General features: G+C 65.2%; 23 protein-coding genes. 6 read left to right on the top strand and 17 right to left on the bottom strand.

Annotated features, from left to right (window positions below; translation table 11 throughout):
- Positions 1 to 49: 49 nt before the first annotated feature.
- From narI to HCA61_RS13735, 8 genes are all read right to left on the bottom strand, one after another.
- Positions 50 to 781, bottom strand: coding sequence for a respiratory nitrate reductase subunit gamma (narI, locus tag HCA61_RS13770; protein ID WP_169688738.1), 732 nt, complete (start codon positions 779 to 781; stop codon positions 50 to 52).
- Positions 778 to 1,470 carry a nitrate reductase molybdenum cofactor assembly chaperone gene (gene narJ, locus HCA61_RS13765; RefSeq protein WP_169688737.1) on the bottom strand — a complete coding sequence of 231 codons (693 nt, stop codon included), beginning with the start codon at positions 1,468 to 1,470 and terminating at the stop codon, positions 778 to 780. Before narJ ends, narI begins: the two co-directional genes overlap by 4 nt.
- On the bottom strand, positions 1,467 to 3,140 hold the full coding sequence (gene narH, locus HCA61_RS13760; protein WP_169688736.1) for a nitrate reductase subunit beta: 1,674 nt from the start codon (positions 3,138 to 3,140) through the stop codon (positions 1,467 to 1,469). The genes narJ and narH overlap by 4 nt, the downstream gene beginning before the upstream one ends.
- Positions 3,140 to 6,838: a nitrate reductase subunit alpha gene (locus tag HCA61_RS13755; protein ID WP_169688735.1), complete on the bottom strand. Its 3,699-nt coding sequence runs from the start codon at positions 6,836 to 6,838 to the stop codon at positions 3,140 to 3,142. The genes narH and HCA61_RS13755 overlap by 1 nt, the downstream gene beginning before the upstream one ends.
- A complete protein-coding gene (locus HCA61_RS13750) occupies positions 6,835 to 8,058 on the bottom strand; it encodes a nitrate/nitrite transporter (RefSeq protein ID WP_169688914.1) in 1,224 nt (407 codons plus the stop codon). Before HCA61_RS13750 ends, HCA61_RS13755 begins: the two co-directional genes overlap by 4 nt.
- 277 nt (positions 8,059 to 8,335) lie before the next feature.
- Positions 8,336 to 10,636: a polyribonucleotide nucleotidyltransferase gene (locus tag HCA61_RS13745; RefSeq protein WP_169688734.1), complete on the bottom strand. Its 2,301-nt coding sequence runs from the start codon at positions 10,634 to 10,636 to the stop codon at positions 8,336 to 8,338.
- Between the two features lie 310 nt (positions 10,637 to 10,946).
- Positions 10,947 to 11,216, bottom strand: a complete 270-nt coding sequence (gene rpsO / locus HCA61_RS13740; RefSeq protein WP_054713197.1) for a 30S ribosomal protein S15 — start codon at positions 11,214 to 11,216, stop codon at positions 10,947 to 10,949.
- Between the two features lie 153 nt (positions 11,217 to 11,369).
- Entirely contained in the window at positions 11,370 to 12,335 is a 966-nt protein-coding gene (locus tag HCA61_RS13735) for a bifunctional riboflavin kinase/FAD synthetase (RefSeq protein WP_346777562.1), read from the bottom strand.
- 111 nt (positions 12,336 to 12,446) lie between these two features.
- Here HCA61_RS13735 and HCA61_RS13730 point away from each other — a divergent pair, with 111 nt between their 5' ends.
- The 4 genes from HCA61_RS13730 to HCA61_RS13715 are packed head-to-tail and all read left to right on the top strand — an operon-like array spanning position 12,447 to position 15,696.
- Positions 12,447 to 13,343: a metal ABC transporter substrate-binding protein gene (locus HCA61_RS13730; protein WP_169688733.1), complete on the top strand. Its 897-nt coding sequence runs from the start codon at positions 12,447 to 12,449 to the stop codon at positions 13,341 to 13,343.
- Complete coding sequence (locus HCA61_RS13725; protein WP_169688732.1) at positions 13,340 to 14,119, top strand: metal ABC transporter ATP-binding protein; 780 nt, start codon at positions 13,340 to 13,342, stop codon at positions 14,117 to 14,119. The genes HCA61_RS13730 and HCA61_RS13725 overlap by 4 nt, the downstream gene beginning before the upstream one ends.
- Positions 14,119 to 14,994, top strand: coding sequence for a metal ABC transporter permease (locus HCA61_RS13720; RefSeq protein ID WP_169688912.1), 876 nt, complete (start codon positions 14,119 to 14,121; stop codon positions 14,992 to 14,994). Before HCA61_RS13725 ends, HCA61_RS13720 begins: the two co-directional genes overlap by 1 nt.
- Positions 14,995 to 15,003: 9 nt before the next feature.
- Positions 15,004 to 15,696, top strand: coding sequence for a metal-dependent transcriptional regulator (locus tag HCA61_RS13715; RefSeq protein ID WP_169688731.1), 693 nt, complete (start codon positions 15,004 to 15,006; stop codon positions 15,694 to 15,696).
- Positions 15,697 to 15,703: 7 nt separating this feature from the next.
- Here the strand turns inward: HCA61_RS13715 and HCA61_RS13710 are convergent, their stop codons facing one another.
- Together HCA61_RS13710 and HCA61_RS13705 are read right to left on the bottom strand one after the other, a co-directional pair.
- The gene (locus HCA61_RS13710) at positions 15,704 to 16,447 is read right to left on the bottom strand and encodes an ABC transporter permease (RefSeq protein WP_169688730.1); all 744 of its coding nucleotides are present in this window, start codon (positions 16,445 to 16,447) and stop codon (positions 15,704 to 15,706) included.
- Between the two features lie 2 nt (positions 16,448 to 16,449).
- Positions 16,450 to 17,376, bottom strand: coding sequence for an ATP-binding cassette domain-containing protein (locus tag HCA61_RS13705; RefSeq protein ID WP_169688729.1), 927 nt, complete (start codon positions 17,374 to 17,376; stop codon positions 16,450 to 16,452).
- A gap of 108 nt (positions 17,377 to 17,484) precedes the next feature.
- Between HCA61_RS13705 and HCA61_RS13700 the strand changes: the two genes are divergently transcribed.
- Entirely contained in the window at positions 17,485 to 18,660 is a 1,176-nt protein-coding gene (locus tag HCA61_RS13700; protein ID WP_169688728.1) for a histidine kinase, read from the top strand.
- A gap of 5 nt (positions 18,661 to 18,665) precedes the next feature.
- Entirely contained in the window at positions 18,666 to 19,313 is a 648-nt protein-coding gene (locus HCA61_RS13695) for a response regulator transcription factor (RefSeq protein WP_169688727.1), read from the top strand.
- A gap of 7 nt (positions 19,314 to 19,320) precedes the next feature.
- Here the strand turns inward: HCA61_RS13695 and truB are convergent, their stop codons facing one another.
- The 7 genes from truB to HCA61_RS13660 all read right to left on the bottom strand — a co-directional run bounded on the left by truB (position 19,321) and on the right by HCA61_RS13660 (position 25,055).
- Positions 19,321 to 20,238, bottom strand: coding sequence for a tRNA pseudouridine(55) synthase TruB (gene truB / locus HCA61_RS13690; RefSeq protein ID WP_169688726.1), 918 nt, complete (start codon positions 20,236 to 20,238; stop codon positions 19,321 to 19,323).
- Between the two features lie 3 nt (positions 20,239 to 20,241).
- Entirely contained in the window at positions 20,242 to 20,904 is a 663-nt protein-coding gene (gene npt / locus HCA61_RS13685; RefSeq protein WP_169688911.1) for a 4'-phosphopantetheinyl transferase Npt, read from the bottom strand.
- 41 nt (positions 20,905 to 20,945) lie between these two features.
- Positions 20,946 to 21,884, bottom strand: coding sequence for a metallophosphoesterase (locus HCA61_RS13680; RefSeq protein WP_169688725.1), 939 nt, complete (start codon positions 21,882 to 21,884; stop codon positions 20,946 to 20,948).
- A 5-nt stretch (positions 21,885 to 21,889) separates the two neighbouring features.
- The gene (locus tag HCA61_RS13675; RefSeq protein WP_169688724.1) at positions 21,890 to 23,254 is read right to left on the bottom strand and encodes an MATE family efflux transporter; all 1,365 of its coding nucleotides are present in this window, start codon (positions 23,252 to 23,254) and stop codon (positions 21,890 to 21,892) included.
- Positions 23,254 to 24,246, bottom strand: a complete 993-nt coding sequence (locus tag HCA61_RS13670) for a bifunctional oligoribonuclease/PAP phosphatase NrnA (protein ID WP_169688910.1) — start codon at positions 24,244 to 24,246, stop codon at positions 23,254 to 23,256. The genes HCA61_RS13675 and HCA61_RS13670 overlap by 1 nt, the downstream gene beginning before the upstream one ends.
- Positions 24,247 to 24,253: 7 nt before the next feature.
- A complete protein-coding gene (gene rbfA, locus HCA61_RS13665; RefSeq protein WP_169688723.1) occupies positions 24,254 to 24,703 on the bottom strand; it encodes a 30S ribosome-binding factor RbfA in 450 nt (149 codons plus the stop codon).
- 61 nt (positions 24,704 to 24,764) lie between these two features.
- A complete protein-coding gene (locus tag HCA61_RS13660) occupies positions 24,765 to 25,055 on the bottom strand; it encodes a DUF503 domain-containing protein (RefSeq protein ID WP_169688722.1) in 291 nt (96 codons plus the stop codon).
- Between the last annotated feature and the right edge of the window lie 45 nt (positions 25,056 to 25,100).

The raw sequence follows: 25,100 nt of genomic DNA, 5'->3' as shown, positions 1-25,100 counted from the left end.
ACACGCGAGTACCGCTGTGCTGCCGTCGACGATCACTGCTGCGTTCTCGTCACCAGCCTCGACGTCGAGGCTGGGATCCGACCAGCTGGTCCTTCGACGCGTCGTCACGCCCGCGGTAAACGATGTAGGGGCGGAACAGATACGCGAAGGGCGCGCTGAAGGCGTGGACGAGTCGCGTGAACGGCCAGATGGCGAACAACACCAGCGCAATCATCACGTGGATGTGGAACGAGAGCGGTGCTTCTGCCATCAGGTCGCCCCGGGGCTGCAGTATCCAGATCGACCGGAACCACGGAGACACCGTCTCGCGGTAATTGTGCGCCTCGTTGCCTTCGAACGCGCCGATCATCGTCGTGGCCAGCCCTGCGACGATCGCGGCAACCAACACCAGATACATGACCTTGTCGTTGAGGGTGGTCGCGCTGAAGACGGGACCTCTGGTGCGCCGCCGGTAGACCAGTAGGGCCACGCCGATCAGCGTCGCGACACCCGCGATGATCCCCGGAATCGCGGCGCCCCAGTGGTACATGTGCTCGCTGATACCGACGGCTTCCGTCCAGGACTCCGGGATCAGCAGCCCGATCACGTGTCCGAGGATCACCACGAGCATGCCGAAGTGGAACAGCGGACTGCCGATCCGCAACAACCGACTCTCGTACAGCTGTGACGATCGGGTGGTCCACCCGAACTTGTCGTATCGGTATCGCCACCACGTGCCGACGACGATCATGGCCAGGGCCACGTACGGCACGATGTCCCAGAAAATCTCGCCCGCGCTCATGCCGGTCGATCTCCTTCTCGAGCTGGACTACCGTCGCGTCGCGGCGGCACTGTGAGAGTGAACGGTTCTAAACCGATCGCCTCTGCCGGGGGCCCTGCCTCTGCCAGGTGACGGGCTCGCTGCACCTCCTGATCTGTAACGGGAGGCAGCGTCGCACACACCGCGGTCAGGGTGTCGGCGTACGGCGATCCGCATTCGACGAGCGCGGTGTGCAGCACATCCAGCGGCGCTCTGTGCGCCGCGAGCAACTGCTCCCCCATCTCGGGATCCACCGTCGCCGCGAACTCGAGCACCACAGGTAGGTGGTCGGGGGCCTCCCCGACGGGTGGCTCGACTCCCGCGCCACGGTAAGCACGCGCGAAGGCGTGGATCTCCGCGCCTCGGTTCCGTGTGTCGCCTCCGGTCCAGTAGGTCAGATACAGCGTCGACCGGCGGCGCATATCGAACGTCTCGACGTAATCGCGTGCCACCACGAGGGGATCTGTCGCGTGAAGATACGACGCCGTACGGTCCAGGGCGTCGCGTTCGGGCCCGGTAATGTGGTCGAGCAGGGCGCCGACGGTCACGAGGCGGCCAGGCGTCCGCTCGTCCGGATAGGCGAGCAACAACGACGCTGCCTGCCGGATCGCCCGATGCTGCAACCGAATCGCCGCCGAGTCTCGTCGCGCAGAGCGGCGCAGCAGTTTCATCGGTTCTCCTCTGTTTCGTCGCGGTGCTGATCCGGGAAAATGCCCGCGGGCACGCCCTTGCCGTCCCAATTGAGTAGGTTCACTCGCGACGGATGGCTCGCGTTCGCGGCCATACCCTCCGTTGTCTGTCGTTGCTTCAGCGCGTGAAAGGTCTCGACGGCGACCGGTACCGGCCCCCCGCTGGACTCACCGAACGGCCCCGATTCGTACATACCCGGTCCGCCGTCGAACGACAACGAGCAGTCTGTGGCGGTCTCCTCGAGCTTGTGCCCCTCAGCCGCATACGCGGTCGGAATGACGTACCGCTCGTCGTACTTGGCGAGCGCAAGCAACCGGTACATCTCGTAGATCTCTTCCTCGGTCATGCCCACCGCCTGCGGGATGTGAGGTTGGGTGTCGCGTCCGAGGTTGACGTCGCGCATGTACGAGCGCATCGCCGAGAGCCGATGCAACACACCCTCGACCACGTCGGTGTCGCCCGCTGTGAACAGCTCCGCGAGGTATCGGACCGGGATCCTCAGCGATTCGAGTGCCCCGAAGAGATTTCCGAGATCCTCACCGTCATGGCCGTCACGGCTGACCGCGTCGACGACCGGCGAAAGCGGCGGGATGTACCAGACCATCGGCATGGTCCGGTATTCCGGATGCAGCGGCAACGCCACCTTGTACTTGTTGATCAGCGCGTGGATCGGCGACCGTTGCGCTGCCGTGATCCACTCGTCGGAGATCCCTTCGGCCCGTGCACCGGCAATGACTTCCGGATCGTTCGGGTCGAGGATGAGCTGCCGTTGCGCCTCGTACAGATCCTTGTCGTCCGGGACGGATGCGGCTTCGAGCACCTTGTCGACGTCGTAGAGCACCAGACCGATGTATCGGAGCCGGCCGACGCAGGTCTCCGCGCAGACCGTCGGCAACCCGACCTCGATCCGCGGGTAACAGAATGTGCACTTCTCGGCCTTGCCGGTCTTGTGGTTGAAATACACCTTCTTGTACGGGCAGCCCGACACACACATCCGCCAGCCGCGGCAGCGGTCCTGGTCGACGAGCACGATCCCGTCTTCGCTGCGCTTGTAGATGGCACCCGACGGGCAGGACGCCACGCACGACGGGTTCAGGCAGTGCTCGCAGATTCGCGGGAGATAGAACATGAAGGTCTCTTCGAGCTGAAGTCTGACCTCCTCGTTGACTTTCTGCAGGATCGGGTCCTGCGGCACGATCTCGGGGGAACCCCCGAGGTCGTCGTCCCAGTTCGCCGACCACTCCACCTTCATCGGTTTGCCGCTGATGAGGCTGCGCGGGGCCGCCACAGGGATGTCGTTGCCCAGGGGCGCGGTGGTGAGGTTCTCGTAGTCGTAGGTCCACGGCTCGTAGTAGTCGTCGATCGACGGCATCTTCGGGTTGGAGAAGATGCGGCCGAGCTTGTGGAGGCGCCCGCCGTCGCGTAGGCGCAGTCGGCCCTTCTTGTCGCGGACCCAACCGCCCCGCCACTTCTCCTGATCCTCGTACCTGCGCGGATACCCTTGTCCAGGACGGGTTTCGACGTTGTTGAACCACACGTACTCGGTGCCCGACCGATTTGTCCACGCCTGCTTGCAGGTAACCGAACAGGTGTGGCACCCGATGCACTTGTCGAGGTTCATCACCATCGCCATTTGCGCCATGACCTTCATCAGTACGTCACCTCCTGGCTACGGCGGCGGACCACCGTCACTTCGTCGCGTTGATTCCCGGTGGGCCCGAGATAGTTGAAGGCGTACGACGTCTGCGCGTAACCGCCTGCCATGTGTGTCGGTTTGATGAGAATCCTCGTGATCGAGTTGTGGATACCGCCGCGCTTGCCGGTGGTCTCGGTCAGAGGAACGTCGATCGTGCGTTCCTGGGCGTGGTAGACGTACACGACTCCTTCGGGCATACGGTGCGAGACGATCGCGCGACACACCACCACCCCGTTGCGGTTGACGGCCTCGACCCAATCGTTGTCCCGGACCGAGATCTTCGCTGCATCGGCGGGGCTCATCCACATCGTCGGTCCGCCACGCGACAGGGACAGCATGAACAGGTTGTCCTGGTATTCGGAGTGGATCGACCACTTGGAGTGCGGTGTCAGATACCGCACCGTCAGGCCGACTCCGTCCGTCGTCCCGATGGTGGACGCCCCGAACAGTCTCGACATGTCCAGCGGCGGCCGGTAGGTCGGTAACTGCTCGCCGACCTCTTCGATCCAGTCGTGATCCAGATAGAAGTGCATGCGACCGGTGAGCGTATGGAACGGTTTGAGTTCCTCGATGTTCACGGTGAACGGAGCGTAGCGCCGGCCACCGGTCTCGCTGCCGGACCATTCGGGGCTGGTGATCACCGGAACGGGCCTGGCCTGGGTGTCTGCGTAGGTGATTCTGCGCTCTTCGCTGCCCTCGGCCAGATGAACGAGACGTCTGCCGGTGCGCTTCTCGAGTTCCCTGAATCCTTCGACCGCAAGTCGGCCGTTGGAGGTTCCGGAGAGCGACAGGATCACGTCGGCCATCCGTTCCGCGGTGGTGATGGCCGGGCGCCCAGCACCGGCGCCCGTGTTCATCACACCGAACTTCGCGGCGAGCTCGGCGACCTCCTCGGTCGGATGGGTGGTCACCCCCTTGGTGGTCAGCCCGAGTTCGTCCACGAGAGGGCCGAGTGTGGACCACTTGTCCGCGACAGCGGCGTAGTCACGCTCGACGACCACGAGCGGGCCCATCGTCTTTCCCGGAACCGGAACCTCACCGGTCTTGCGCCAATCGTTCTCGGTACCGGACGGGAACGCCATCGCTCCCGGGGTGTCGTGTTGGAGTGTGCCCATCACGACATCGGTGCGAGTGCCGAGGTGCGTGCGCGCTTGTGCACTGAAGGCCTTCGCGATGGCACCGAATGCTTCGTAGTCCGAACGTGTTTCCCAGGGCGGGTCGATTGCCGGACTGAACGCATGGATGTACGGGTGCATATCCGTGCTCGACAGGTCGCCCTTCTCGTACCATGTCGCAGCGGGCAGTACGACGTCCGAGAACAGCGTGGTGGACGTCATGCGGAAGTCGATCGACATCAGCATGTCGAGCTTGCCCTCCGGTACTGCGTCGGTCCACGTCACCTCCCCCGGTCGCAGGCCGTCGGTGGTGGAGTCACCCTGCAGGTTCGAGTCCGTTCCGAGCAGATGCTGCAGGAAGTACTCGTTGCCCTTGCTCGAGGAGCCGAGCAGGTTCGAGCGCCACACACTCAGGACGCGGGGCCAGTTCTTCGGGTTGTCGGGATCGGTGACGGAGAGTCCGAGATCCCCGCTCGCCAATTGCTCCGCGATGTACGCCGGAATCTCCTTGCCTGCGGCACGCGCCTCGTCTGCGACGTCGAGACTGTTCCGGTCGAACTGCGGGTAGAATGGAGTCCATCCCATGGCGACGGCGGAGGCCATCACATCCATCGTGTGCTTGTCACGGAATCGGCCGCGCCCGAGCGGGCTCGCCAAGGCGTCTGCGCGGTAGCCGTCGTAGCGCCACTGGTCGGTGTGCACATACCAGTACGAGGTACCCGCCATCTGCCGCGGGGGCCGACTCCAATCGGTACCCATCGCCATCGCCGACCACCCGGTAACAGGACGGCACTTCTCCTGACCGACGTAGTGCGCCCAACCTCCGCCATTGCGGCCCATCGACCCTGTGAGCAACAGCAACGCGAGCACAGCGCGGTAGGTGGCGTCGCCGTGGAACCATTGGCAGATACCCGCGCCCATGATGATCATCGAGCGCCCGTTGGATTCCTCGGCGTTGCGCGCGAACTCTTTCGCAATCCGGATGGCTTGCTCTGCGGAGACTCCGGTGATCGATTCCTGCCATGCCGGTGTGTAGAGCGAGTCCGCATCGTCGTATCCACTGGGCCACTGCCCGGGCAGATCCAGACCGGGCCTGTTCACGCCGTACTGCGCGAGCATGAGGTCGAACACCGTGCACACGAGGTGTTCTCCGACCTTTCGCACAGGGACACCGCGTTCGATGCTCTCACCGCGCCCGTCGATCGAATCGAAGCTCGGCAGATGCACCGAGGCGGTCTCCCCCGCGGCGCCGCCGGCCGGAGCGACCGTCAATGTCGGTACGAGGTCGCCGAGATCCAGATTCCATTTCCCGACGCCGTCGTCACCGTAACGGTGCCCCAGAGAGCCATTCGGCGCGACGACGGTATCGGTAGCGCCATCGAGCAGGACCGGCTTGAACGCGGCGTTCTCGACCTCGTGACCGAGGTCGGCCGCCGTGAGGTTCTTACCCGGCACGAGCGCGCCGTCGCGGTCCTCGAGTTTCACCAGGAACGGCAGATCCGTGTACTGACGCACGTAGTCGACGAAGAACGGGACCCGCTGCTGTACGTAGAACTCGTTGAGCAGCACATGGCCCATCGACATCGCGAGGGCGCCGTCCGTCCCTGCCGCACACGGCATCCATTCGTCGGCGAACTTGGTGTTGTCGGCGTAGTCGGGGCTGATCGAGACGACCTTCGTACCGCGGTAGCGGACCTCCGCCATCCAGTGCGCGTCCGGTGTCCGGGTCACGGGGACATTCGAGCCCCACATCATGAGGTATGCGGCGTCCCACCAGTCGCCGGACTCGGGCACGTCCGTCTGGTCACCGAACACCTGCGGAGATGCAACGGGAAGGTCGGCATACCAGTCGTAGAAAGAGGTCATGACGCCGCCGAGCAGTTCGATGAATCGCGAACCCGCTGCGAACGACACCATCGACATCGCCGGGATCGGCGAGAAACCCGCGATGCGGTCGGGCCCGTACTCCTTGATCGTGTGCACGTGCGCAGCCGCGATCATCTCGGTGGCCTCGGTCCACGTCACGCGCACGAGACCGCCCTTGCCGCGGGCCCGGTGGTAGCGCGTGCGCCGCTCGGGGTCGTTCTGGATGTCGGCCCACGCGAGGACCGGATCGCCGAGACGCTGTTTGGCCTCGCGATACATCTCGACGAGGACACCACGCGCGTAGGGGTACCGCACCCGGGTCGGCGAGTAGGTGTACCACGAGAACGCGGCGCCCCGGGGACATCCTCGAGGTTCGTACTCGGGACGGTCGGGGCCGACCGACGGGTAGTCCGTCTCTTGCGTCTCCCAGGTGATGATTCCGTCCTTGACGTAGATCTTCCACGAGCACGAACCGGTGCAATTGACTCCGTGGGTGGAGCGAACCACCTTGTCGTGGCTCCAGCGGTCGCGATAGAACACATCGCCTTCACGACCACCCTGGCGGGTGACCGTACGGCCGTCCTCGGAACCCGTTCCGGGAGTGAAGAAACGACCACTTCGAACCAGGAGATCCTCGAGCGCTCCGCCCGTGCCGGTCTTCTCTGTGGTCACTTTGATTCCTCCTGTGGCTGTGGTGCACCGGCTGCCGCTTCGGTCGCCGGTTCACGTGTTTTCAGTTTCAGCGCGGTGTAAACCAGCGCGACCAAGGCCGTCACGACGAGCAGTAGCAGGCCGACCGTGTAGTCGTTGTCGACTGGGTCGTACGTCGCACCCATCACCAGCGGTGGGAAGTATCCGCCCAAACCACCTGCAGCAGCAACGATTCCGGTAACGCTACCGACCGACTTCGCCGGAGACCGCCGTGCAACCCAGGCGAAGACGCCGCCGGTGCCGATCCCAAGGAAGATCGCCATCGTGATGAAGTCGGTGGCCGACCAGATGTCCGGCGGAGGCTTGAGGGTAGCGATGAACGCCGTGATCGCGGTACCGGCGAGTGAGGCGAGCACAACGTATTTCGGCGGAATCCGGTCGGAGAGAGCACCGCCGATCGGCCGAGCGATCACTGCGGCGACCGCGAACCCTGCCGTTCTCGTTCCCGCGTCGACGGCCGAGAAATCGTAGATCGTCTTGATGTATGTGGGCAGGTAGTTGCTGAACGCCACGAAGCCGCCGAAGACGATGGCGTAGAGGAACGACATCTCCCACGTCACGCGGAGTTTGCAGGCCGCAATCAGCTTCGGAGTGACCTTGTCGGTGTTCGGGGTGAAGGTCGGTGAATTCTTCATCACTCCGACACACAGCACAGCTGTGAGTGCGAGCGCGATCGCGATGATCACGTGAGTGGTGATCGTCCCGAACCAGTCGACGAATCGCGGAGTGAAGAACGCGGACAGAGCGGTACCGACCATACCCGCGCCGAACACGCCGGTTGCGAATCCTCGACGGGAGGCGTCGTACCAGCTGTTCGCAAACGGGATCCCGACAGCGAATATCGTGCCCGCGATTCCGAGGAAGAACCCGAATACCAGGAGCAGTGGATAGGACCCGGCTTCACCCGCGAAACCCACCGCGAGCACCGGGATGATCGAGGCGACGGTGACCAGGATGAACATGAGCCGACCGCCGTACCGGTCGGTGAGTGGTCCGACGGCGATCCTGCCGAGCGATCCCACGAGAATGGGCGTCGCGACGAGCATCGACGCCTCACTACTGCTGAGGGACATGTTGCCCGCATAGGTGGTGGACAGTGGGCCGATCATGTTCCAGGCCCAGAAGTTTATGGCAGATACCCAGGTGGCCAGTGCCAAGTTGAACCCGGGTCGTGCCCCCATGCCAGTCGCTGCAACCGTGTTCACATCCTCAGGAAACCACTCCGAGGAGAACTCGTGCGCATATTTGGGTAAACGTTACAACGGGGGCAGTTTGTGAATTCGAACCCGAGTACGAAAGACCCTGGCTGTCGCGGGCGTAGACCACATAAGGTGCCAGTGGACCGAAAGCCCCCTTCTCACAAGGACTTTCTCCGAAGATTCGTCGTCCGGATACAACACGGCCCGCGGGCAGTTCTCCTCTGGTGGGAGAACCACACGCGGGCGTGTGTGCGAGAAATCAGGATTCGGCAGCCTCGGTGGCGGCCTCTCCGGCAGCGGCCGGCTCAGCGGCGGCTTCTTCCTCTACGGGGATCAGGCTGATCTTGCCGCGGTTGTCGATGTCGGCGATCTCGACGCGGATCTTGGATCCGACGTTCACGACGTCCTCGACCTTGGCGATGCGCTTGCCGTTACCCAGCTTGCTGATGTGCACGAGACCGTCGCGGCCGGGCAGCAGGGAGACGAACGCACCGAACGCCGTGGTCTTGACCACGGTGCCCAGGAACCGCTCGCCGACCTTGGGCAGCTGCGGATTCGCGATGGCGTTGATCTTGTCGATCGCAGCCTGCGCAGACGGACCATCGGCGGCACCGACATAGACGGTCCCGTCATCCTCGATCGAGATGTTGGCGCCGGTCTCTTCGGTGATCGAATTGATCATCTTGCCCTTGGGGCCGATGACCTCACCGATCTTGTCCACGGGGACCTTGACGGTCGTGATGCGCGGCGCGAACGCGCTCATCTCGTCGGGGGTGTCGATTGCCTCGGCCATGACCTCGAGAATCGTGGCGCGGGCGTCGTGCGCCTGCGAGAGCGCACCGGCAAGGACCTGCGACGGAATGCCGTCGAGCTTCGTGTCGAGCTGAAGCGCCGTGACGAAGTCCTTGGTACCCGCGACCTTGAAGTCCATGTCACCGAATGCGTCCTCGGCACCGAGGATGTCGGTGAGGGCGACGTACCGGGTCTCGCGGCTGCCGTCCTCGAGCTCGATCTCGTCGGAAACCAGACCCATGGCGATGCCGGCAACCGGCGCCTTGAGGGGCACACCGGCGTTGAGCAGCGACAGCGTCGATGCACATACCGAGCCCATCGACGTCGAGCCGTTGGAGCTCAGGGCTTCGGACACCTGCCGGATCGCGTACGGGAACTCCTCCTGGCTCGGAAGCACCGGAATGAGGGCGCGCTCTGCAAGTGCGCCGTGGCCGATCTCGCGACGCTTCGGCGAACCCACCCGGCCGGTCTCACCGGTCGAGTACGGCGGGAAGTTGTAGTGGTGCATGTAGCGCTTGGTCGTCTCAGGACCGAGCGAGTCGACCTGCTGCGCCATCTTGACCATGTCGAGGGTGGTGACACCCATGATCTGGGTCTCGCCGCGCTCGAACAGCGCGGAACCGTGGGCGCGCGGAATGATCGCGACCTCGGCAGACAGTGCGCGAATATCGGTGATGCCGCGACCGTCGATGCGGAACTGATCGCGGAGGATGCGCTGGCGCACGAGCTTCTTGGTCAGCGAGCGGAATGCTGCGCCGATCTCCTTCTCGCGACCTTCGAACGACGGAGCGACCTGTTCGAGGATCTCGATCTTGACCTCGTCGGTGCGGTCGTCGCGCTCCTGCTTACCGGCGATGGTGAGAGCTTCGGCGAGCTTGGCGGACGCAGCGGCCTCGACCGCGGCGTACACGTCGTCCTGGTATGCCGGGTACAGCGGAAAGTCACCGGTCGGCTTCGCGGCGGCAGCGGCAAGCTGCTGCTGAGCGATGCACAGGCGTGCGATGAACGGCTTCGCCGCTTCGAGCCCCTCTGCGACGACCGTCTCGGTGGGCGCCTGCGCGCCACCCTCGACGAGTGCGATCACCTTGTCGGTGGCCTCCGCCTCGACCATCATGATGGCGACATCGGCGGAATCCGGGTTGTCGCCTCCGCCGACGATGCGGCCGGCGACGACCATGTCGAACACAGCGTTCTCGAGCTGCTCGACCGTCGGGAACGCCACCCACTGGCCGGCCTTGTTCTCCTCCGACGTGATGAGTGCGACGCGCACGCCACCGACCGGACCGGAGAACGGCAGACCCGCGATCTGGGTCGATGCCGAAGCAGCGTTGATCGCGACGACATCGTAGAGATCGCTCGGGTTCAGGCTCAGGACCGTGACCACGACCTGGATCTCGTTACGGAGGCCGTCGACGAACGACGGGCGCAGCGGACGGTCGATGAGGCGGCAGGTGAGGATCGCGTCGGTCGAGGGGCGGCCCTCCCGACGGAAGAACGAGCCGGGGATGCGGCCCGCTGCGTACATACGTTCTTCGACGTCCACCGTCAACGGGAAGAAGTCGAAATGCTCTTTGGGCTGCTTCGAGGCGCTGGTGGCCGACAGCAGCATGGTTTCGTCGTCGAGATAGGCGACGACGGAGCCGGCGGCCTGCTGAGCAAGGCGTCCAGTCTCGAATCGAATGGTGCGAGTACCGAAGGACCCGTTGTCGAGCGTGGCGACGGATTCGAACACGCCCTCGTCGACCTCGACTGCGGTGTTACTGGTCATCTGTGAAATCTTCTCTTCCCTCTTCGTCTTCGCCGTACCCACGCGGGCGCCGGGCCCCCTTGGCCACGGCTGCGCACCGACTCACGGAGGCGGCCATCGATCGAAACCCGCCGGCACTTCTCGTGCGGCCGGAGGGTCACTACCGAAGACCGACACCGCCGGTGCGTACGGATCATCGCCGTCGGCGGCGATGTGATGCGCCGGCAATTCCGGCGCATACACCGATAGCCAACGAGGCCCAGTCTAAGGGGTACCCCGTTGGCTATCGGAAAAGATCAGCGAATGCAGATCGTGTCGCTTCCGGACTGCGTCAGCGACGCAGGCCCAGACGCTGGATGAGCGAGCGGTAGCGCTCGACGTCGACCTTCTCGACGTACTTGAGCAGACGACGACGACGACCGACCAGCAGCAGCAGGCCGCGGCGGGAGTGGTGATCGTGCTTGTGCTGCTTCAGGTGCTCGGTCAGATCGGTAATGCGCTTGGTGAGCATCGCCACCTGCGCCTCCGGCGAACCGGTGTCGGTCTCGTGGAGACCGTACTCGCCGAGGATCTGCTTCTTCTGCTCGGTGGTCAATGCCACTGTCGTACTCCTGATCACTGACGTCCGCGCGATGGAAACGGGCCTGGACCCGGCGATGTGGCCGCCGCGAACCGCAGCACACACCGGCGATCGACGATACCAGATGCTCGGCAGGCATATTTCACCGCAAGCTCGGACGCTCGACAGCGCGGACTATACGTCGTCCGCAAGCAACTCCCGGGCCCGGTCTGCGTCACGATGCATAGCGGAGACCAGTGCTTCGACCGAATCGAACTTCTCCATGCCGCGGAGCCGCTCGACGAAGTCGACAGCCACGTGCTGCCCGTACAGATCGGCCTCAGCATCGAGCACGAACGCCTCGACCGTGCGATTACGGCCCGAGAAGGTGGGATTCGTCCCCACCGACACCGCGGCACGGTAGCGCAGGCCGGCCTCGAGGCCGTCCACGGGAGATCCCGAGTCGAGGACTGTGAACCATGCGGCGTAGACACCGTCCGCAGGGATGGCGGCATACATCGGGGGCGCGATGTTCGCCGTGGGGAACCCGAGCCCCCGGCCTCGTCCGTCGCCGTGCACAACGACACCCTCCACACGGTGTGGGCGACCGAGCGCATCGGTAGCGGCGGTCATGTCGCCCGCATCGACACACGAACGGATGTAGGTCGACGAGAACGTCACGGCATGTTCGGCGAGCAGAGTCTGCCCGTCCACCGCGAAACCGAATCGTTCGCCTATGCCGCGGAGCATCTCCACGGTCCCCGCGGCCTTCTTGCCGAAGGTGAAATTCTCCCCGACGACCACCTCGGCGACATGCAGCCGCTCGACGAGGATCTCTCGGGCGTAACGCTCGGGCGAGAGTTTCATGAACTCGGGGGTGAAGGGCATGACACAGAACACGTCGACGCCGAGTTCTTCGGCGAGTTCGGCGCGCCGGGCCAATGTGGTCAGCTGGGCCGGATGACTCCCAGGACGCACCACTTCCATCGGGTGCGGGTCGAATGTCATCAACACACTGGCGATGCCCCGCTCCTTCGCCGACTTCACCGCACGGGTGATCAGCTGCTGGTGACCTCGATGCACTCCGTCGAACACACCGATCGTGACCACGCACCGACCCCAGTCCGCGGGTATCTCGTCCAGACCTCGCCATCTCTGCACAGCGGAAAGCCTACGACCCCGCGGACGGACCGGCATCCTCGCCCTCGCACTCACCCCGGGTAGACAACCCGAAGCGATGCTCGGCATAATTTCGGGGTGCCTAACTTTTCGATGAGACCACCCAAATCAGTCCTCGGAGCGACCTCACTCGCTGCACTCGTCGCACTCACCGCGTGTGGCACCGCGCAGTCCGACGACGAGCCCCTCGTACTGACCACGTTCACCGTGCTCGCCGATATGACGCGCACCGTCGCAGGTGACCACGTACGGGTGGAATCGATCACGAAACCCGGCGCAGAAGTGCACGGCTACGAACCGACGCCCGGCGACCTGCGGCACGCAGCCGAGGCAGATCTCGTCCTCGACAACGGACTGGGTCTCGAACGCTGGTTCGAGCAGTTCCTCGCCGACACCGACGCCGCACACGTAGTGCTGACCGAGGGTGTCGAGCCCCTGCCGATCGGCGACGATTCCTCCACACAACTCAACCCTCACGCGTGGATGTCACCGCTGACCGCACAGATCTACGTCGACAACATCGAGGCCGCGCTCAGCGACCTCGCTCCCGAGCACGCCGCGGATTTCGCGGCCAACGCCGACGCATACCGGTCCGAACTCCAGGCCGTGCACGACGAACTGACCACGACGCTGGCGGCCGTTCCCGAGCACCAGCGAGCCTTGGTCACCTGTGAGGGCGCCTTCGGTTATCTCGTGCGCGACGCCGGAATGCGCGAGGCCTACCTGTGGCCGGTCAACTCCGACCAGCGGGGCACTCCGCAACAGATCGCCCGCACAGTCGATTTCGTACGCGAGAACGATATTCCGGCGGTGTTCTGCGAATCCACCGTCTCCGACAAGGCACAGCGGCAGGTCGCCGCCGACACCGGCGCCGCGTACGGAGGCACCCTCTATGTCGATTCCCTATCCGATCCCGACGGCCCGGTGCCCACATATCTCGAACTTCTCCGCCACGACGTCGCAACCATCACGTCAGGACTGAACCCGTGACGCTTTCCGGCACCGCACACCTCGACCACGCCCGGTCATCCGGCCTTGCGCTGAGCCTGGATCACGTCACGGTCCGGTACGACTCCGTCGTCGCGCTCGACCGGGCGAGTCTCGAAGTAGCCCCCGGCAGAGTGTGCGGGCTCGTCGGCACCAACGGCTCGGGAAAATCCACTCTGTTCAAGAGCATCATGGGGCTGGTCGAACCGACCGAAGGTGACATCTCCATCGGCGGCGTCGGAATCAGCGCGGCACGGAAGTCCGGCGCCGTGGCGTATGTCCCGCAGGCCGAGGCTGTCGACTGGGACTTCCCGATCGGGGTACGCGACGTCGTGATGACCGGACGCTACGGACGCCAGGGGTGGATGCGCCGAGCCCGACGCGGTGACCACGAGGCGGTCGCCGAGGCACTCGATCGCGTCGGCCTGACTCCGTTCGCCCACCGCCAGATCGGCCAGCTGTCCGGAGGTCAACGCAAACGCGTATTCGTCGCGCGAGCGATCGCGCAGCGCGCACCACTGCTGCTTCTCGACGAGCCCTTCGCCGGAGTGGACACGACCACCCAGGCAGCGCTCACCGACGTGTTTCGAGACCTCGCCGCAGACGGGCACACGCTGCTCGTGGCCACCCACGACCTTGCAGGTCTGTCGCAGTTGTGCGACGAGGCGGTTCTGCTGCAGAGGCAGGTCATCCTGCACAGCACGCCCGACGAGGTACTGCGCCCGGAGAACCTTGCCCGCGCGTTCGGTGCGAGCGCCGAGTCACAGGAAGTGTCGTGATGCTCGATCTGATCTTCGAACCACTGCAGTACGGCTTCATGCAGCGGGCTCTCGTCGTCGCGGTCGTCACGACGGTGATATGTGCCCTGTTGAGCTGCTGGCTCGTGTTGATCGGCTGGTCGCTCATGGGCGATGCGGTGTCGCACGCGGTCCTCCCCGGAGTTGTCCTGGCCTACCTCGTGGGTGCGCCGTTCACCCTGGGCGCGTTGTTGTTCGCAGGTCTCGCGGTGGCGTTGATCTGGCTGGTCCGCGGGACCACGAAAATCAAGGAAGACGCTGCGATCGGAACGGTCTTCACCACACTGTTCGCACTGGGCGTGGTCCTCATCTCGAAGAATCCCAGCCAGATCGACCTGCACCACGTCCTGTTCGGAAACCTGCTGGGGCTCTCGCAATCGGACGTCTGGCAGATCGCGGGGCTCGCCACCGCGGTGTTCGTGGTGCTCGTGGTCAAGCGTCGGGACCTGACCCTGTTCGCGTTCGACCGCGTCCACGCGCACGCACTCGGCATCCCCCCTGCCGCGCTGTCGGCGCTGCTCCTGGCACTGCTGGCGATCACGATCGTGAGTGCAGTCCAGGCCGTCGGCGTGATCCTCGTGGTTGCGATGCTCATCATCCCGGGCGCCACCGCGTACCTGCTGACCGACAGGATGTCTCGAATGCTGGTCATCGCGCCGATGCTCGGTGCACTCGGTTCGGTGGCGGGCGTGTACACGAGCTATTACACCGATGCTGCGACCGGTGGCGTGGTGGTGCTGACCCAGGCCACCCTGTTCGCTGCCGCGTACCTCTTCGCACCGCGACAAGGCCTGGTAACCGCCGCACTGCGCCGCAGACCGTCCCGAGAAGGTGAATCTTCGCTGACGGTTACCTAAGCTGGTCACGTGCCTGAGACTCGTGAGCCCTCCGTGACCGACACGTTGTCGTCGGTTGCCCAGGACTACCTGAAGATCATCTGGACCATTCAGGAATGGTCCGGCGAGAAGGTGTCGACCAAGCTGCTTGCCGAGCGTCTCGGTGTCTCGGCGTCGACGGTGTCCGAAGCCGTCCGCAGACTCGCCGACCAGGGAATGGTCGACCACGCACGCTACGGGTCCATCTCGCTCACCGACAACGGCCGCGACGCCGCCGTCGCCATGGTGCGCAGACACCGCCTCATCGAGACGTTCCTCGTCCGTGAACTCGGCTACGGCTGGGACGAGGTGCACGACGAAGCCGAAGTCCTCGAGCACGCGGTCTCCGAGCGCATGATCGCCGCGATCGACGCGAAACTCGGCCACCCCGAACGCGACCCGCACGGTGATCCGATCCCCACTGCGGGAGGCTCGATTCCCGCGCCTCCCGCCCGCGCGCTCAGCGAGTTCGGCGACGGAGAAAGCGGACGTGTCGCCCGGATCTCCGACTCGGACCCGGCAATGCTGCGCTACTTCGACGAGGTCGGCATCGCTCTCGACACCGACATCCAGGTAGTCGAACGCCGCGACTTCGCCGGCACCGTCTCGGTCCGGATCGGTAGCCCGGACCGCACCCCCGTGGACCTCGGAAACCTTGCGGCCGAAGCTATCTGGCTCGTCTGACCCCCGGTCAGCAGTCGCGACGACGGAACGCCCACCAACCGGCGAGGACGGCCGCGCCCGACCACACCCCTGTCACAACCAGGCCCGCCCACGGTCCCGGTGAACCGAGCGGATCCAAGACGAGCACCTGGCGACCCGCACGATCGGGCAGATAGTCGGCGACACCGCTGCTGCCGGCCACGTCGCCGAGAACGAACGACAACAACAACACCAGCGGGACGAGGACGCCCAGTGTCGCTGCAGCACTTCGTAACAGAGTTGCCATTCCCGACGCGAACAGTGCCATCGCGGTCAGATAGACCGCGCACCCGAGGATTGCGCGGCCGGCAGCCGCATCGGTCCATTCCAGCCGGTGCTCACCGAGCAGAAACTGACCACCGACGAAACACGCCAGAGCTGTCGCCAGGCCGACAACGAAGGTGAGACTCGCGACAACGCTGAGACCGGCCAGGTAGAACACACCGCGGCGGGGAACTGCGACGAGCCAGACTCTCGTGCCGTGGTTCTTGAACTGTGCCGCCGCGGCGAGGGCACCGAAGGTGATTGCGACCACTTGGCCGAAGTTGACGCCGAAGAAGGAGATCAGCAGCGGGTCGAAATCGGGCTCCCCCGCCTCCTCTCTACCCAATGTTGCACTGCCGACCAGGGAGAATCCGACGGTGACAAGAAAAAGGAGCGCGAGCGCCCCACCGAGTGACGGCAGCGACCGCGTCTTGATCCACTCCGAATGGAGGGCGGATGCGTACGACATGGCTAGGCCTCCTGGTGCGTCGTGCCGGTCACGCGGGTCTTCGCGTTCGATGTCAAGGCAAGATAGGCCTCCTCGAGCGAGGCCTGTTGATCGGTCAGCTCGAGGACGGGGATACCCGCGTCGGCGAGCAGCGCTCCGATCTCGTCGATCCGGCCGCCGCGGACCATCCATCTGCCGCGGTCGTCCTCGACGGCAGTGCATCCGAAGCGTGCGAGCACCTCGTCGGGGCGCGTGCCGTGCGGGGTGCGCAGACGCACGGTCGATTCGGCATGGGCGCGGACGAATTCGTCCGTGGAAGCATCGGCGAGGATGCGGCCCTCGCCGAGAACCAGGAGGTGGTCTGCGTACGAGGCGATCTCGGACATCAGATGACTCGAGACGAGGACCGTGCGTCCCTCGCGGGCGAGTCTCGGCAACGCTTCCCTGATCCAGACAATGCCCTCCGGGTCCAGCCCGTTCGACGGCTCGTCCAGTATCAGTACCTGCGGATCACCGAGCAGTGCGGCGGCGATCCCGAGGCGCTGGCGCATTCCGAGTGAGAAGGACGAGACGCGTCGACGCTCGACACCGGACAGCCCGACCTCGTCGAGGACCGCTCCGACACGGTCGACCGGGAGCCGATTACTCCTCGCGAGCGCCAGCAGGTGATTCCGGGCGGTCCGCCCGGGGTGCGCGGCGTCGGCGTCGAGGAGCGCACCTGCCAGGGTCAGGGGTTGCTCGGACTCGACGAAAGGCCTACCGCCGATCACGGCAGTCCCGGTGGTCGGTCGGTCGAGGCCGAGGATGGTGCGCATCGTGGTGGACTTCCCGGCGCCGTTGGGGCCGAGGAACCCCGTCACCATCCCGGGACGCACAGTGAACGTCACGCCGTCGACCGCACGAATCGATCCGTATACCTTGGTCAGCTCGTGCACTTCGATTGTCGTCATGCACTCAGCGTCCATCCGAACCGGTCGCGTGATCTCCCCCCTCGGGTGGGATCCGTCTCCCCCATTTCGGGGAGTCACCGGCGATCGTGCAGCTGGCAGTATGAATACATGTTCCGCGAGATAGGCCGGCTCTCGACCCGCCCGGCGACCTACACCCGCGGGCTACATCTGTGCATTCCGTTGACGTTCGCTGCGGTGTGGCTCTTCATCGACGACGACCACCCGTACATGCTCGCCTTGTTCGTCGTGCCAGTGGGGTTGCTCCCGGCAATGCGGCTCGCGGAAGGGGTCCAGGCGCGACTGTTCCTCACTCCCGGTCAAGGAACCTCTGCTGATGAGCCGTCCATCGGCGCCGCGTCGTCGGCGAGTTGGTCCGACCGGTGGCGCACCGTGCTCTGGCTCGAGGTCAGGCTCGCGCTCAGCGCGATACTGTGCGCGGTCTGTGTGCCGATGATACTGCTGTGCGCGGATCTCGTCGGTGCAGCGGTGGGAGGAGCGCCGGGCGAGGATGCCCTCGTGAGGATCGAGCAACCCCAGTGGTGGTACGCCCTGCTGATCCCACTGCCCATCATCGTGATCTTCACAACGGTCCTCGGGCTCGGGGCGCTGGTCACCGCCGTTGCGCGCCGGTTGCTCGGCCCGTCTGCCGCGGATCGGATGCGGGCCTTGGAACAACGCACCGACCTGCTCCTCGAACACACCCGTCTCGCTCGCGAGCTGCACGATTCGATCGGTCATGCCCTCACCGTCGCGGTATTGCAGGCCGGTGCGGCCCGCGCTGCCGATGATCCCGAGTTCACCGCGCTGGCACTGCGCGCCATCGAAGAAACCGGACGCGACGCGCTCGACGACCTCGATCGGGTCCTTCTCGTGCTGCGCGACTCCACGGGGCCAGGTGAGCGTCCCACCCTCGCCGATGCTTCTCGCCTTGTCGAGTCTGCACGATCGGCGGGTGCCGACATCGACGTCTCGGTCGCCGGCCACATCGATCGTGTACCCGGGCCACTTTCCCGAGAGGGCTACCGCATCCTGCAGGAATCGCTGACCAACGTGCTGCGTCATTCCGGTCCCGGGCCCGTCCTCGTCCGAGTTCAGGTGGATGCCGATCAACTCGAGTTGGAGGTGACGAGCGCATTGCCTGTCGGCGCGCCGACCACCGGTCGCGGAAGCGGGTTGCGCGGCATCCACGAACGCGCGGAACTACTCGGTGGCCACGCGGCGACCGGACCGGCCGGCGGGATCTGGCAGGTCCACGTCACGCTCCCGTTCGACGGAACTCAGTGATACGGATGACGATCACCGTACTGCTCGTCGACGACGAACCACTTGCCCGCGCTGGACTGCGCGCGATCCTCGACGCGCAGCCCGACATCGAGGTCGTGGGCGAGGCCGGGGACGGTGCCGCGGTCGTCCCGCTGTTGCGGCGGCTACGGCCGACCGTGATCGCGATGGACGTACGGATGCCGCTGATGGACGGGATCGACGCGACGCGGGTGATCCTACGGACCGTACCGTCACCGCCCAAGATCGTGATCGTGACGACCTTCGAGAACGACGAGTATGTCTACCGGGCCTTGCGGGCAGGCGCGGACGGATTCCTGCTCAAACGTGCCCGCCCCGCCGAGATCGCAAATGCCGTCCGCACCGTGGCCGAAGGAGATTCACTCCTGTATCCCGCTGCCGTCCGCACGCTCGCGTCAGGCCATGGCAACGCGCCCGCACGCGAGCAACTCGAGCGTGCCGCGCTCACCGAACGCGAGTCCACCGTGCTGCGATTGATGACGCGCGGCCTGTCGAATGCCGAGATCGCCACGCACATGTTCGTCGGCGCCGAGACCGTCAAATCCCATGTCAGTGCCGTACTTTCAAAGCTCGGTGTTCGCGACCGAACCCAGGCGGTGATTGTGGCCTACGAATCGGGATTCGTCACGACCTGAGCGCACCTCAGATGTTGGACGGACGCACCACGAATACCGATGACGCCCGCTTTCCCTTCTCCTGCAGTAACGACACCGCCCGCCCCTCCGGGTCGATCGCCGCATACACACCTGACATACCGATCGGGTCGAGCCAGCGCCCGTGCGAGAGCACCACGGCCTCGTCGGCCGTGACCGAACGGGTTTCGAACGCAGCCAGGACAGCCGCGTCGAGATCGAGGCTCGGTGCCGGATCGTCCACCAACTGCTCGAGGGTGCGCGCATGCTCGAGACCGAACGGGCCGACCGTGGTACGCCGCAACGCCGTGAGATGCCCACCGACGCCCAGGGCTGCTCCCAGATCTCGTGCAAGAGCACGGATGTAGGTCCCGGATGAACAGTCGACCTCGACGTCGAGATCGACGAATCCTTCCTCCGTGGTCTCGTGGCGCGCGACAACCTCGAACCGCGACACGGAGACCGGCCGCGCGGGGATCTCCACCGCTTCACCTTCGCGCATCCGCGCGTACGCACGCTTACCGTCGATCTTGATCGCACTCACGCTCGCCGGGACCTGCTCGATGTCTCCGGTCAGCGCGGCAACGCCCGCAGTGATCCTGTCGTCGCTCACGGACGATGCGTCCAGGGTCTCGAGCACCTCGCCCTCTGCGTCATCGGTCACGGTGCGCTGCCCCAACCGGATCGTCGCGGCGTACGACTTGGTGGTCAACGCCAGCAACCCGAGTAACTTGGTGGCGCGTTCGACACCGAGCACCAGCACTCCGGTCGCCATCGGATCGAGGGTACCTGCGTGGCCTACCTTTCGGGTCCCGAGCAGTTTCCGGCATCGGGCAACGACGTCGTGGCTGGTCATGCCCGCCGGTTTGTCGACGATGAGCAAGCCGGCACGAGTGAGGGCGGGATTATCGGAAGCGGATTCGGTCATAGTTCAGCGCACCGTGATTGCGGTGAGCACCAGGCCGTCGGCGACAAGCCACCGACCGTCGAATGCGGTCAGCGGCGCGCCGTCGCGGGTGTCGCCGGGAACCAGCAACTCCGACCGGAACGTGCCGGAGGTCGCACCGGAGTCGTCGCGTTCGAAGGTTATGTGGGCATCCTCGAATCCGAGCCAGCGACCGGTGAGCGGAAACCACGCCTTGTATGTGGCTTCCTTAGCGCAGAACAGCACCCGATCCCAGTGCACGTCGGTGTCGTCGGTCGACGCGAGCCATGTGCGTTCGACGTCGAGGCTGACTGCATCGAGAACACCGTCCGGGAGGTGATCGTGCGGTTCCGCGTCGATTCCGAGTGAACGCACCTGCAGCGAGTAGCCGAGGACGGCACCGCGATAGCCGTCGCAGTGCGTGAGACTACCCACCACTCCGCGCGGCCAGATCGGTGCGCCCTTGTCCCCCTTGAGAATCGGTGCCGGCTCCACACCCAGACGACCCATCGCCTGACGTGCGCAGTGCCGCGCACCGATGAACTCGCGGCGACGCTTCTCGACAGACCTGGCGATGAGGGCTTCCTCCTGAGGATGAGCTACGAGGCCCGGCGGGTCGGAGAACAGTTCCGCGGCTGCGACACCGTCGGGAACGATCCGTTCGATCAAACCTTCTCGTGCACCGACCATGGGGTTCGTCGCCGGTTCCGTCACCGCAGTTCCTTCTCTCGTTGAGCCCGAAACTTCTCGGCTTCGGCTTCCATCTCGGGCGTCACCGTGAAATGACCGCCCCACTTGTTGAGCGTGCCCGGCGGGTAGTCCGGGACGGGCAGGATCTGGCGCAGCACATTGTCGGGGAGGCCGCGTCGTTGCCATTCGCGTGGGTATCCGACCGATACCTCCTCGAAGCGCACCCCGTCGTAGTAAGTGGTGCGCGGGATGTGGAGATGCCCGTACACACTGCACAATGCCCGGTACCGCAAGTGCCAGTCGGCGGTCTCGGTGGTGCCGCACCACAGCGCGAACTCAGGATAGAACAGCATTCGAGTGGGTTCGCGCACGAGCGGGAAGTGATTGATCAATACGGTCGGCACCTCAGGATCGAGTGCGTCGAGCCGAGCCTTCGTCTGCTCGATCCGTGCACGGCACCACGTGTCGCGGGTGATGTACGGGTCGGGCTTCAAGAGGAACTCGTCGGTGGCGACCACGTTGCGCGAGCGCGCCAGTGCGAGGCCGTCTGCTTTCGTCGCGGTACCGTCCGGCAGGAACGAGTAGTCGTACAGCAGGAACATCGGCACCAACGTGACCGGTCCGCCGTCGCCCTCCCAGACCGGATACGGATCCTCCGGAGTGATCACACCGAGTTCCCGGCACATCGTCACGAGATAGTCGTAGCGCGCCACCCCGTGCATTTGCACCGGATCTTTCGCAGTGGTCCACAGTTCGTGATTGCCGGGAACCCAGATCACCTTCGCGAAGCGATCGCTGAGCAGCTTCAGTGCCCAGCGGATATCGTCGGTCTTCTCCGAAACATCACCTGCGACGATGAGCCAGTCGTCGGGTGATTCTGGGAACAGGTCCTCGGTGACAGGCCGATTTCCCCGATGTGCCACATGGATGTCACTGACCGCCCACAACTTCGCTGCCACGGTTTCTATCCTCCCGTTCCGTTGCCTGCGTGGACCTGTCGGTCCGCGCCCGTCACTACCCAGCGCCCCGACAGAGTGCGCCACACGACGGCAATCATCCGAAACACGATGAACACCGTAAGCCCGGTCCAGATTCCCGCGAGGCCCCAGTCGAAGGCGAGCGAGCACCAGATCAGAGGGAGGAAACCCAGCAATGCGGCGGCAAGTGTCGCAGTACGAAGGAACGCGGCGTCGCCTGCGCCGAGTAGTACTCCGTCGAGCGCGAATACGACTCCGGCCAGCGGGATGATCGCGACGAAGAACCACCAAGCGATCTCGATCTGATCGAGTACCGCGGCGTCTGCAGTGAACAGACCTGGGAGCAGTGTCCGCCCCGCAAGGAAGAGCACGGCCAGGGCCACTGCGAACACGGCCGACCACGCCGTCACTCGCCAGGCAATCCGAGTTGCCCCGCGGGTGTCCTTGGCACCGAGTGCGGCGCCGACGAGCGCCTGTGCGGCGATGGCAAGTGAGTCGAGGGCGAGCGTGACGAAGTTCCACAACTGCAGGACCACCTGGTGCCCCGCGACGGCAGCGGCACCGAACCGCGCTGCGACCGCGGCTGCCGACAGGAAACACGCCTGGAACGCCAGGCTCCGGGCGATGAGATCGCGACCGAGTTGCAACTGGGCGACGATCACGGCGCGGCGCGGTCGGCGCGACACCCCTGACCGCGCCAGCGCCACCACGAACAGCGTTGCCGCAACGAACTGCCCCACGACGTTGGCAACCGCGGAGCCGACGAGCTCCCAACGTGGAGCACCGAGCAGACCGTGGACCAGAATCGGACACAGTACCGCCGAGAGTCCCAATCCCAGCACCACATACCGCAAGGGTCGTGCGGTGTCCTGCACACCTCGCATCCACCCGTTACCCGCCAGGCTGATGAGGATCAGCGGCGCACCGAACAGCGCGACACGCAGCCAGGACACCGCGGCAGCCGCGATCTCCTCGTCACCGGCGATCAGACCCGCGACCGGGGCGGCAAGCAACTGGCCGACCACGACGATCACGGCACCGACACAGACCGCGAGCCAGGTGGCCTGGATCCCTTCCGTGACGGCGTCGTCGCGCCGACCGGCACCGTGGAACCGCGCCGCCCGGGCTGTCGTCCCGTACGACAGGAAGGTCAACTGTGTCGTGACCTGAGCAAGGACGAGACCACCGATCGCCAGTCCGGCGAGCGGAAGTGCACCGAGTCGCCCCACCACCGCGATGTCGAACAGGAGATAGAGGGGCTCTGCCGCCAGCACTCCGAGCGCGGGCAGCGCGAGTCCGAGGATCCGCCGCCCGGAGACGTCGCCTGGGGTCGTGGGTTCGGCCGACGCCATCACCCGAGCGCAGCGCGAAGGGCAGCGACGATCTCCTCGGAGTCGCCGAGCGCGGTATATCCGGACGCAAATCGATGTCCGCCACCTCCGAGGGTGGTCGCCACGAGTGAGACGTCCACATCGCGTTTGGAACGCAACGAGACCGTCCATTCCTGCGGGCCGACCTCCTTGAACACCGCGGCAACCTCTGCTTCCAGGGTGGTGCGCACGATGTCGATGACGCTTTCGATCTCTTCGGCGCCGAGATGGGAGGAGTCCGCACGACGCACCAGGGCGTACACCAATCCGCGATCGTTCGCGGCCTCGGGTATCAGGGTCGCGGACGCCAGGACCGACGACAGCATCGGCAACCAGCCGAACGGGTGGGTGTCGAGAAGCGTGCGGGTGATGTTCGCACCGTCGATCCCGGTCGAGAGCAGGCGCTCCGCGAGCGAGTGCGTACCCGGGCGCACCCATCGGAAGGATCCGGTGTCGGTGGCCAGACCGGCGAACAGGCAATGGGCGATACTCGCGTCGATCTCGACGCCCCACGCGTCGAATACGTCAGCGAGAACTGCCGCGGTGGCCTCGGCGTCCGCATCGATGAGATTGTGGGTCCCGAATCGCGTATTCGATCGGTGGTGATCGATGACCAGCGAGTTCCGAGCACCTTCGAGACGGGTCCGCAAGCTGCCGAGGCGGCCGGCGGTGCCGCAGTCCACGGCAACGAGCAGATCTACCTCGTCCCGGACCTGCTCCGCCGCGACGACGAGATGGACGCCCGGCAGGCCTCGCATCGACTTGGGTACCGTATCCGGCGCCGCGAACGCCACCTGCACGGAAACTCCTCGTCGCTCGAGAGCGAGGCCGAGGGCCAGCCCGCTGCCGAGAGTGTCGGCGTCGGGTTGGACGTGGCACAGCACGGTCACTGTCCGCGCAGCAGAGAGCAACGCGACGGCACCGTCGAGATCGACCGCGCCTCCGGGGACGGTCGACGTTTCGAAGTCGGGCATGGGGCCGCTATTCGTCGTCGTCACGTTCGCGAGGTTCCTTGTACGGGTCGGAGTCACCGGCCGGTACCGCTCCCTCTCGTGCCCGTGCCACTTCGTCGTCCGCCGCACGCGCACGCGCGAGGAGTTCTTCCATGTGACGGGCGGTATCCGGCACGGTGTCGGTGGCGAACGTCAGTGTCGGGGTGAACCGGACACCGGTTGCCGCACCGACCTTCGATCGGAGGATCCCCTTGGCCTTCTCGAGCCCTGCTGCTGCCGACTCGAGGTCCGGCTCGGTGTTCAGATCGGCGCCGCGCACGGTGTAGTAGACCGTCGCGTCATGCAGATCGGGCGTGACCTTCGCGTCGGTGATGGTGATGAACTCGAGCCGTGGATCCTTGATCTCATGGTCGATCGCGGTAGCCACGATAGTGGAGATGCGCTTCGCAAGGCGGCGCGCGCGTGCTGGATCGGCCATGTCGTTCGTTCCTCCTCGGTCGCCGGTCTCCGGCGACCACTCTCTGTGTTGTTTCGGACCGTCAGTCTTCCGGACCGAACACTCTTCGTCTGGTGGAGAGCAACTCCAGTTCCGGGCGGTCCGCGGCGAGGCGCTCGCACTTGTCGAGTATCTCCCGTACGTGCGCAAGATCGGGTGCCGCGACCGCCACACCGAGTTTCGTGCGTCGATGCAGATCTTGGTCGCCGGTCTCCGATGCAGATACACCCAGGCGACGCAGCTCAGCGAGCACCGGCTTGATCAACGATCGCTTGCCTTTGAGCGAATGGACGTCGCCCAGGAGGATGTCCAGTTCGAGCGCTCCCAGATACATCGTCGACCTTCCCCGCCGGATGCTGATCTCTCGACACGCCCGTGG

This window comes from Rhodococcus sp. HNM0563, from assembly GCF_012726195.1.
Lineage (GTDB): Bacteria > Actinomycetota > Actinomycetes > Mycobacteriales > Mycobacteriaceae > Rhodococcus.
The sequence above is the reverse complement of the archived record's forward strand: the minus strand, read 5'-3'. Positions and strand labels throughout refer to the sequence as shown.

Bases quoted from the DNA above. Each gene is read 5' to 3' on its own strand.
- HCA61_RS13750 (WP_169688914.1), bottom strand. From the start codon at position 8,058: ATGGGGGCACGACCCGGGTTCAACTTGGCACTGGCCACCTGGGTATCT.
- HCA61_RS13720 (WP_169688912.1), top strand. From the start codon at position 14,119: ATGCTCGATCTGATCTTCGAACCACTGCAGTACGGCTTCATGCAGCGG.
- HCA61_RS13730 (WP_169688733.1), top strand. From the start codon at position 12,447: ATGAGACCACCCAAATCAGTCCTCGGAGCGACCTCACTCGCTGCACTC.
- HCA61_RS13705 (WP_169688729.1), bottom strand. From the start codon at position 17,376: ATGACGACAATCGAAGTGCACGAGCTGACCAAGGTATACGGATCGATT.
- HCA61_RS13695 (WP_169688727.1), top strand. From the start codon at position 18,666: ATGACGATCACCGTACTGCTCGTCGACGACGAACCACTTGCCCGCGCT.
- truB (WP_169688726.1), bottom strand. From the start codon at position 20,238: ATGACCGAATCCGCTTCCGATAATCCCGCCCTCACTCGTGCCGGCTTG.
- HCA61_RS13710 (WP_169688730.1), bottom strand. From the start codon at position 16,447: ATGTCGTACGCATCCGCCCTCCATTCGGAGTGGATCAAGACGCGGTCG.
- HCA61_RS13675 (WP_169688724.1), bottom strand. From the start codon at position 23,254: ATGGCGTCGGCCGAACCCACGACCCCAGGCGACGTCTCCGGGCGGCGG.
- HCA61_RS13670 (WP_169688910.1), bottom strand. From the start codon at position 24,246: ATGCCCGACTTCGAAACGTCGACCGTCCCCGGAGGCGCGGTCGATCTC.
- narI (WP_169688738.1), bottom strand. From the start codon at position 781: ATGAGCGCGGGCGAGATTTTCTGGGACATCGTGCCGTACGTGGCCCTG.
- rbfA (WP_169688723.1), bottom strand. From the start codon at position 24,703: ATGGCCGATCCAGCACGCGCGCGCCGCCTTGCGAAGCGCATCTCCACT.
- HCA61_RS13660 (WP_169688722.1), bottom strand. From the start codon at position 25,055: ATGTATCTGGGAGCGCTCGAACTGGACATCCTCCTGGGCGACGTCCAT.
- narH (WP_169688736.1), bottom strand. From the start codon at position 3,140: ATGAAGGTCATGGCGCAAATGGCGATGGTGATGAACCTCGACAAGTGC.
- HCA61_RS13700 (WP_169688728.1), top strand. From the start codon at position 17,485: ATGTTCCGCGAGATAGGCCGGCTCTCGACCCGCCCGGCGACCTACACC.
- narJ (WP_169688737.1), bottom strand. From the start codon at position 1,470: ATGAAACTGCTGCGCCGCTCTGCGCGACGAGACTCGGCGGCGATTCGG.
- HCA61_RS13745 (WP_169688734.1), bottom strand. From the start codon at position 10,636: ATGACCAGTAACACCGCAGTCGAGGTCGACGAGGGCGTGTTCGAATCC.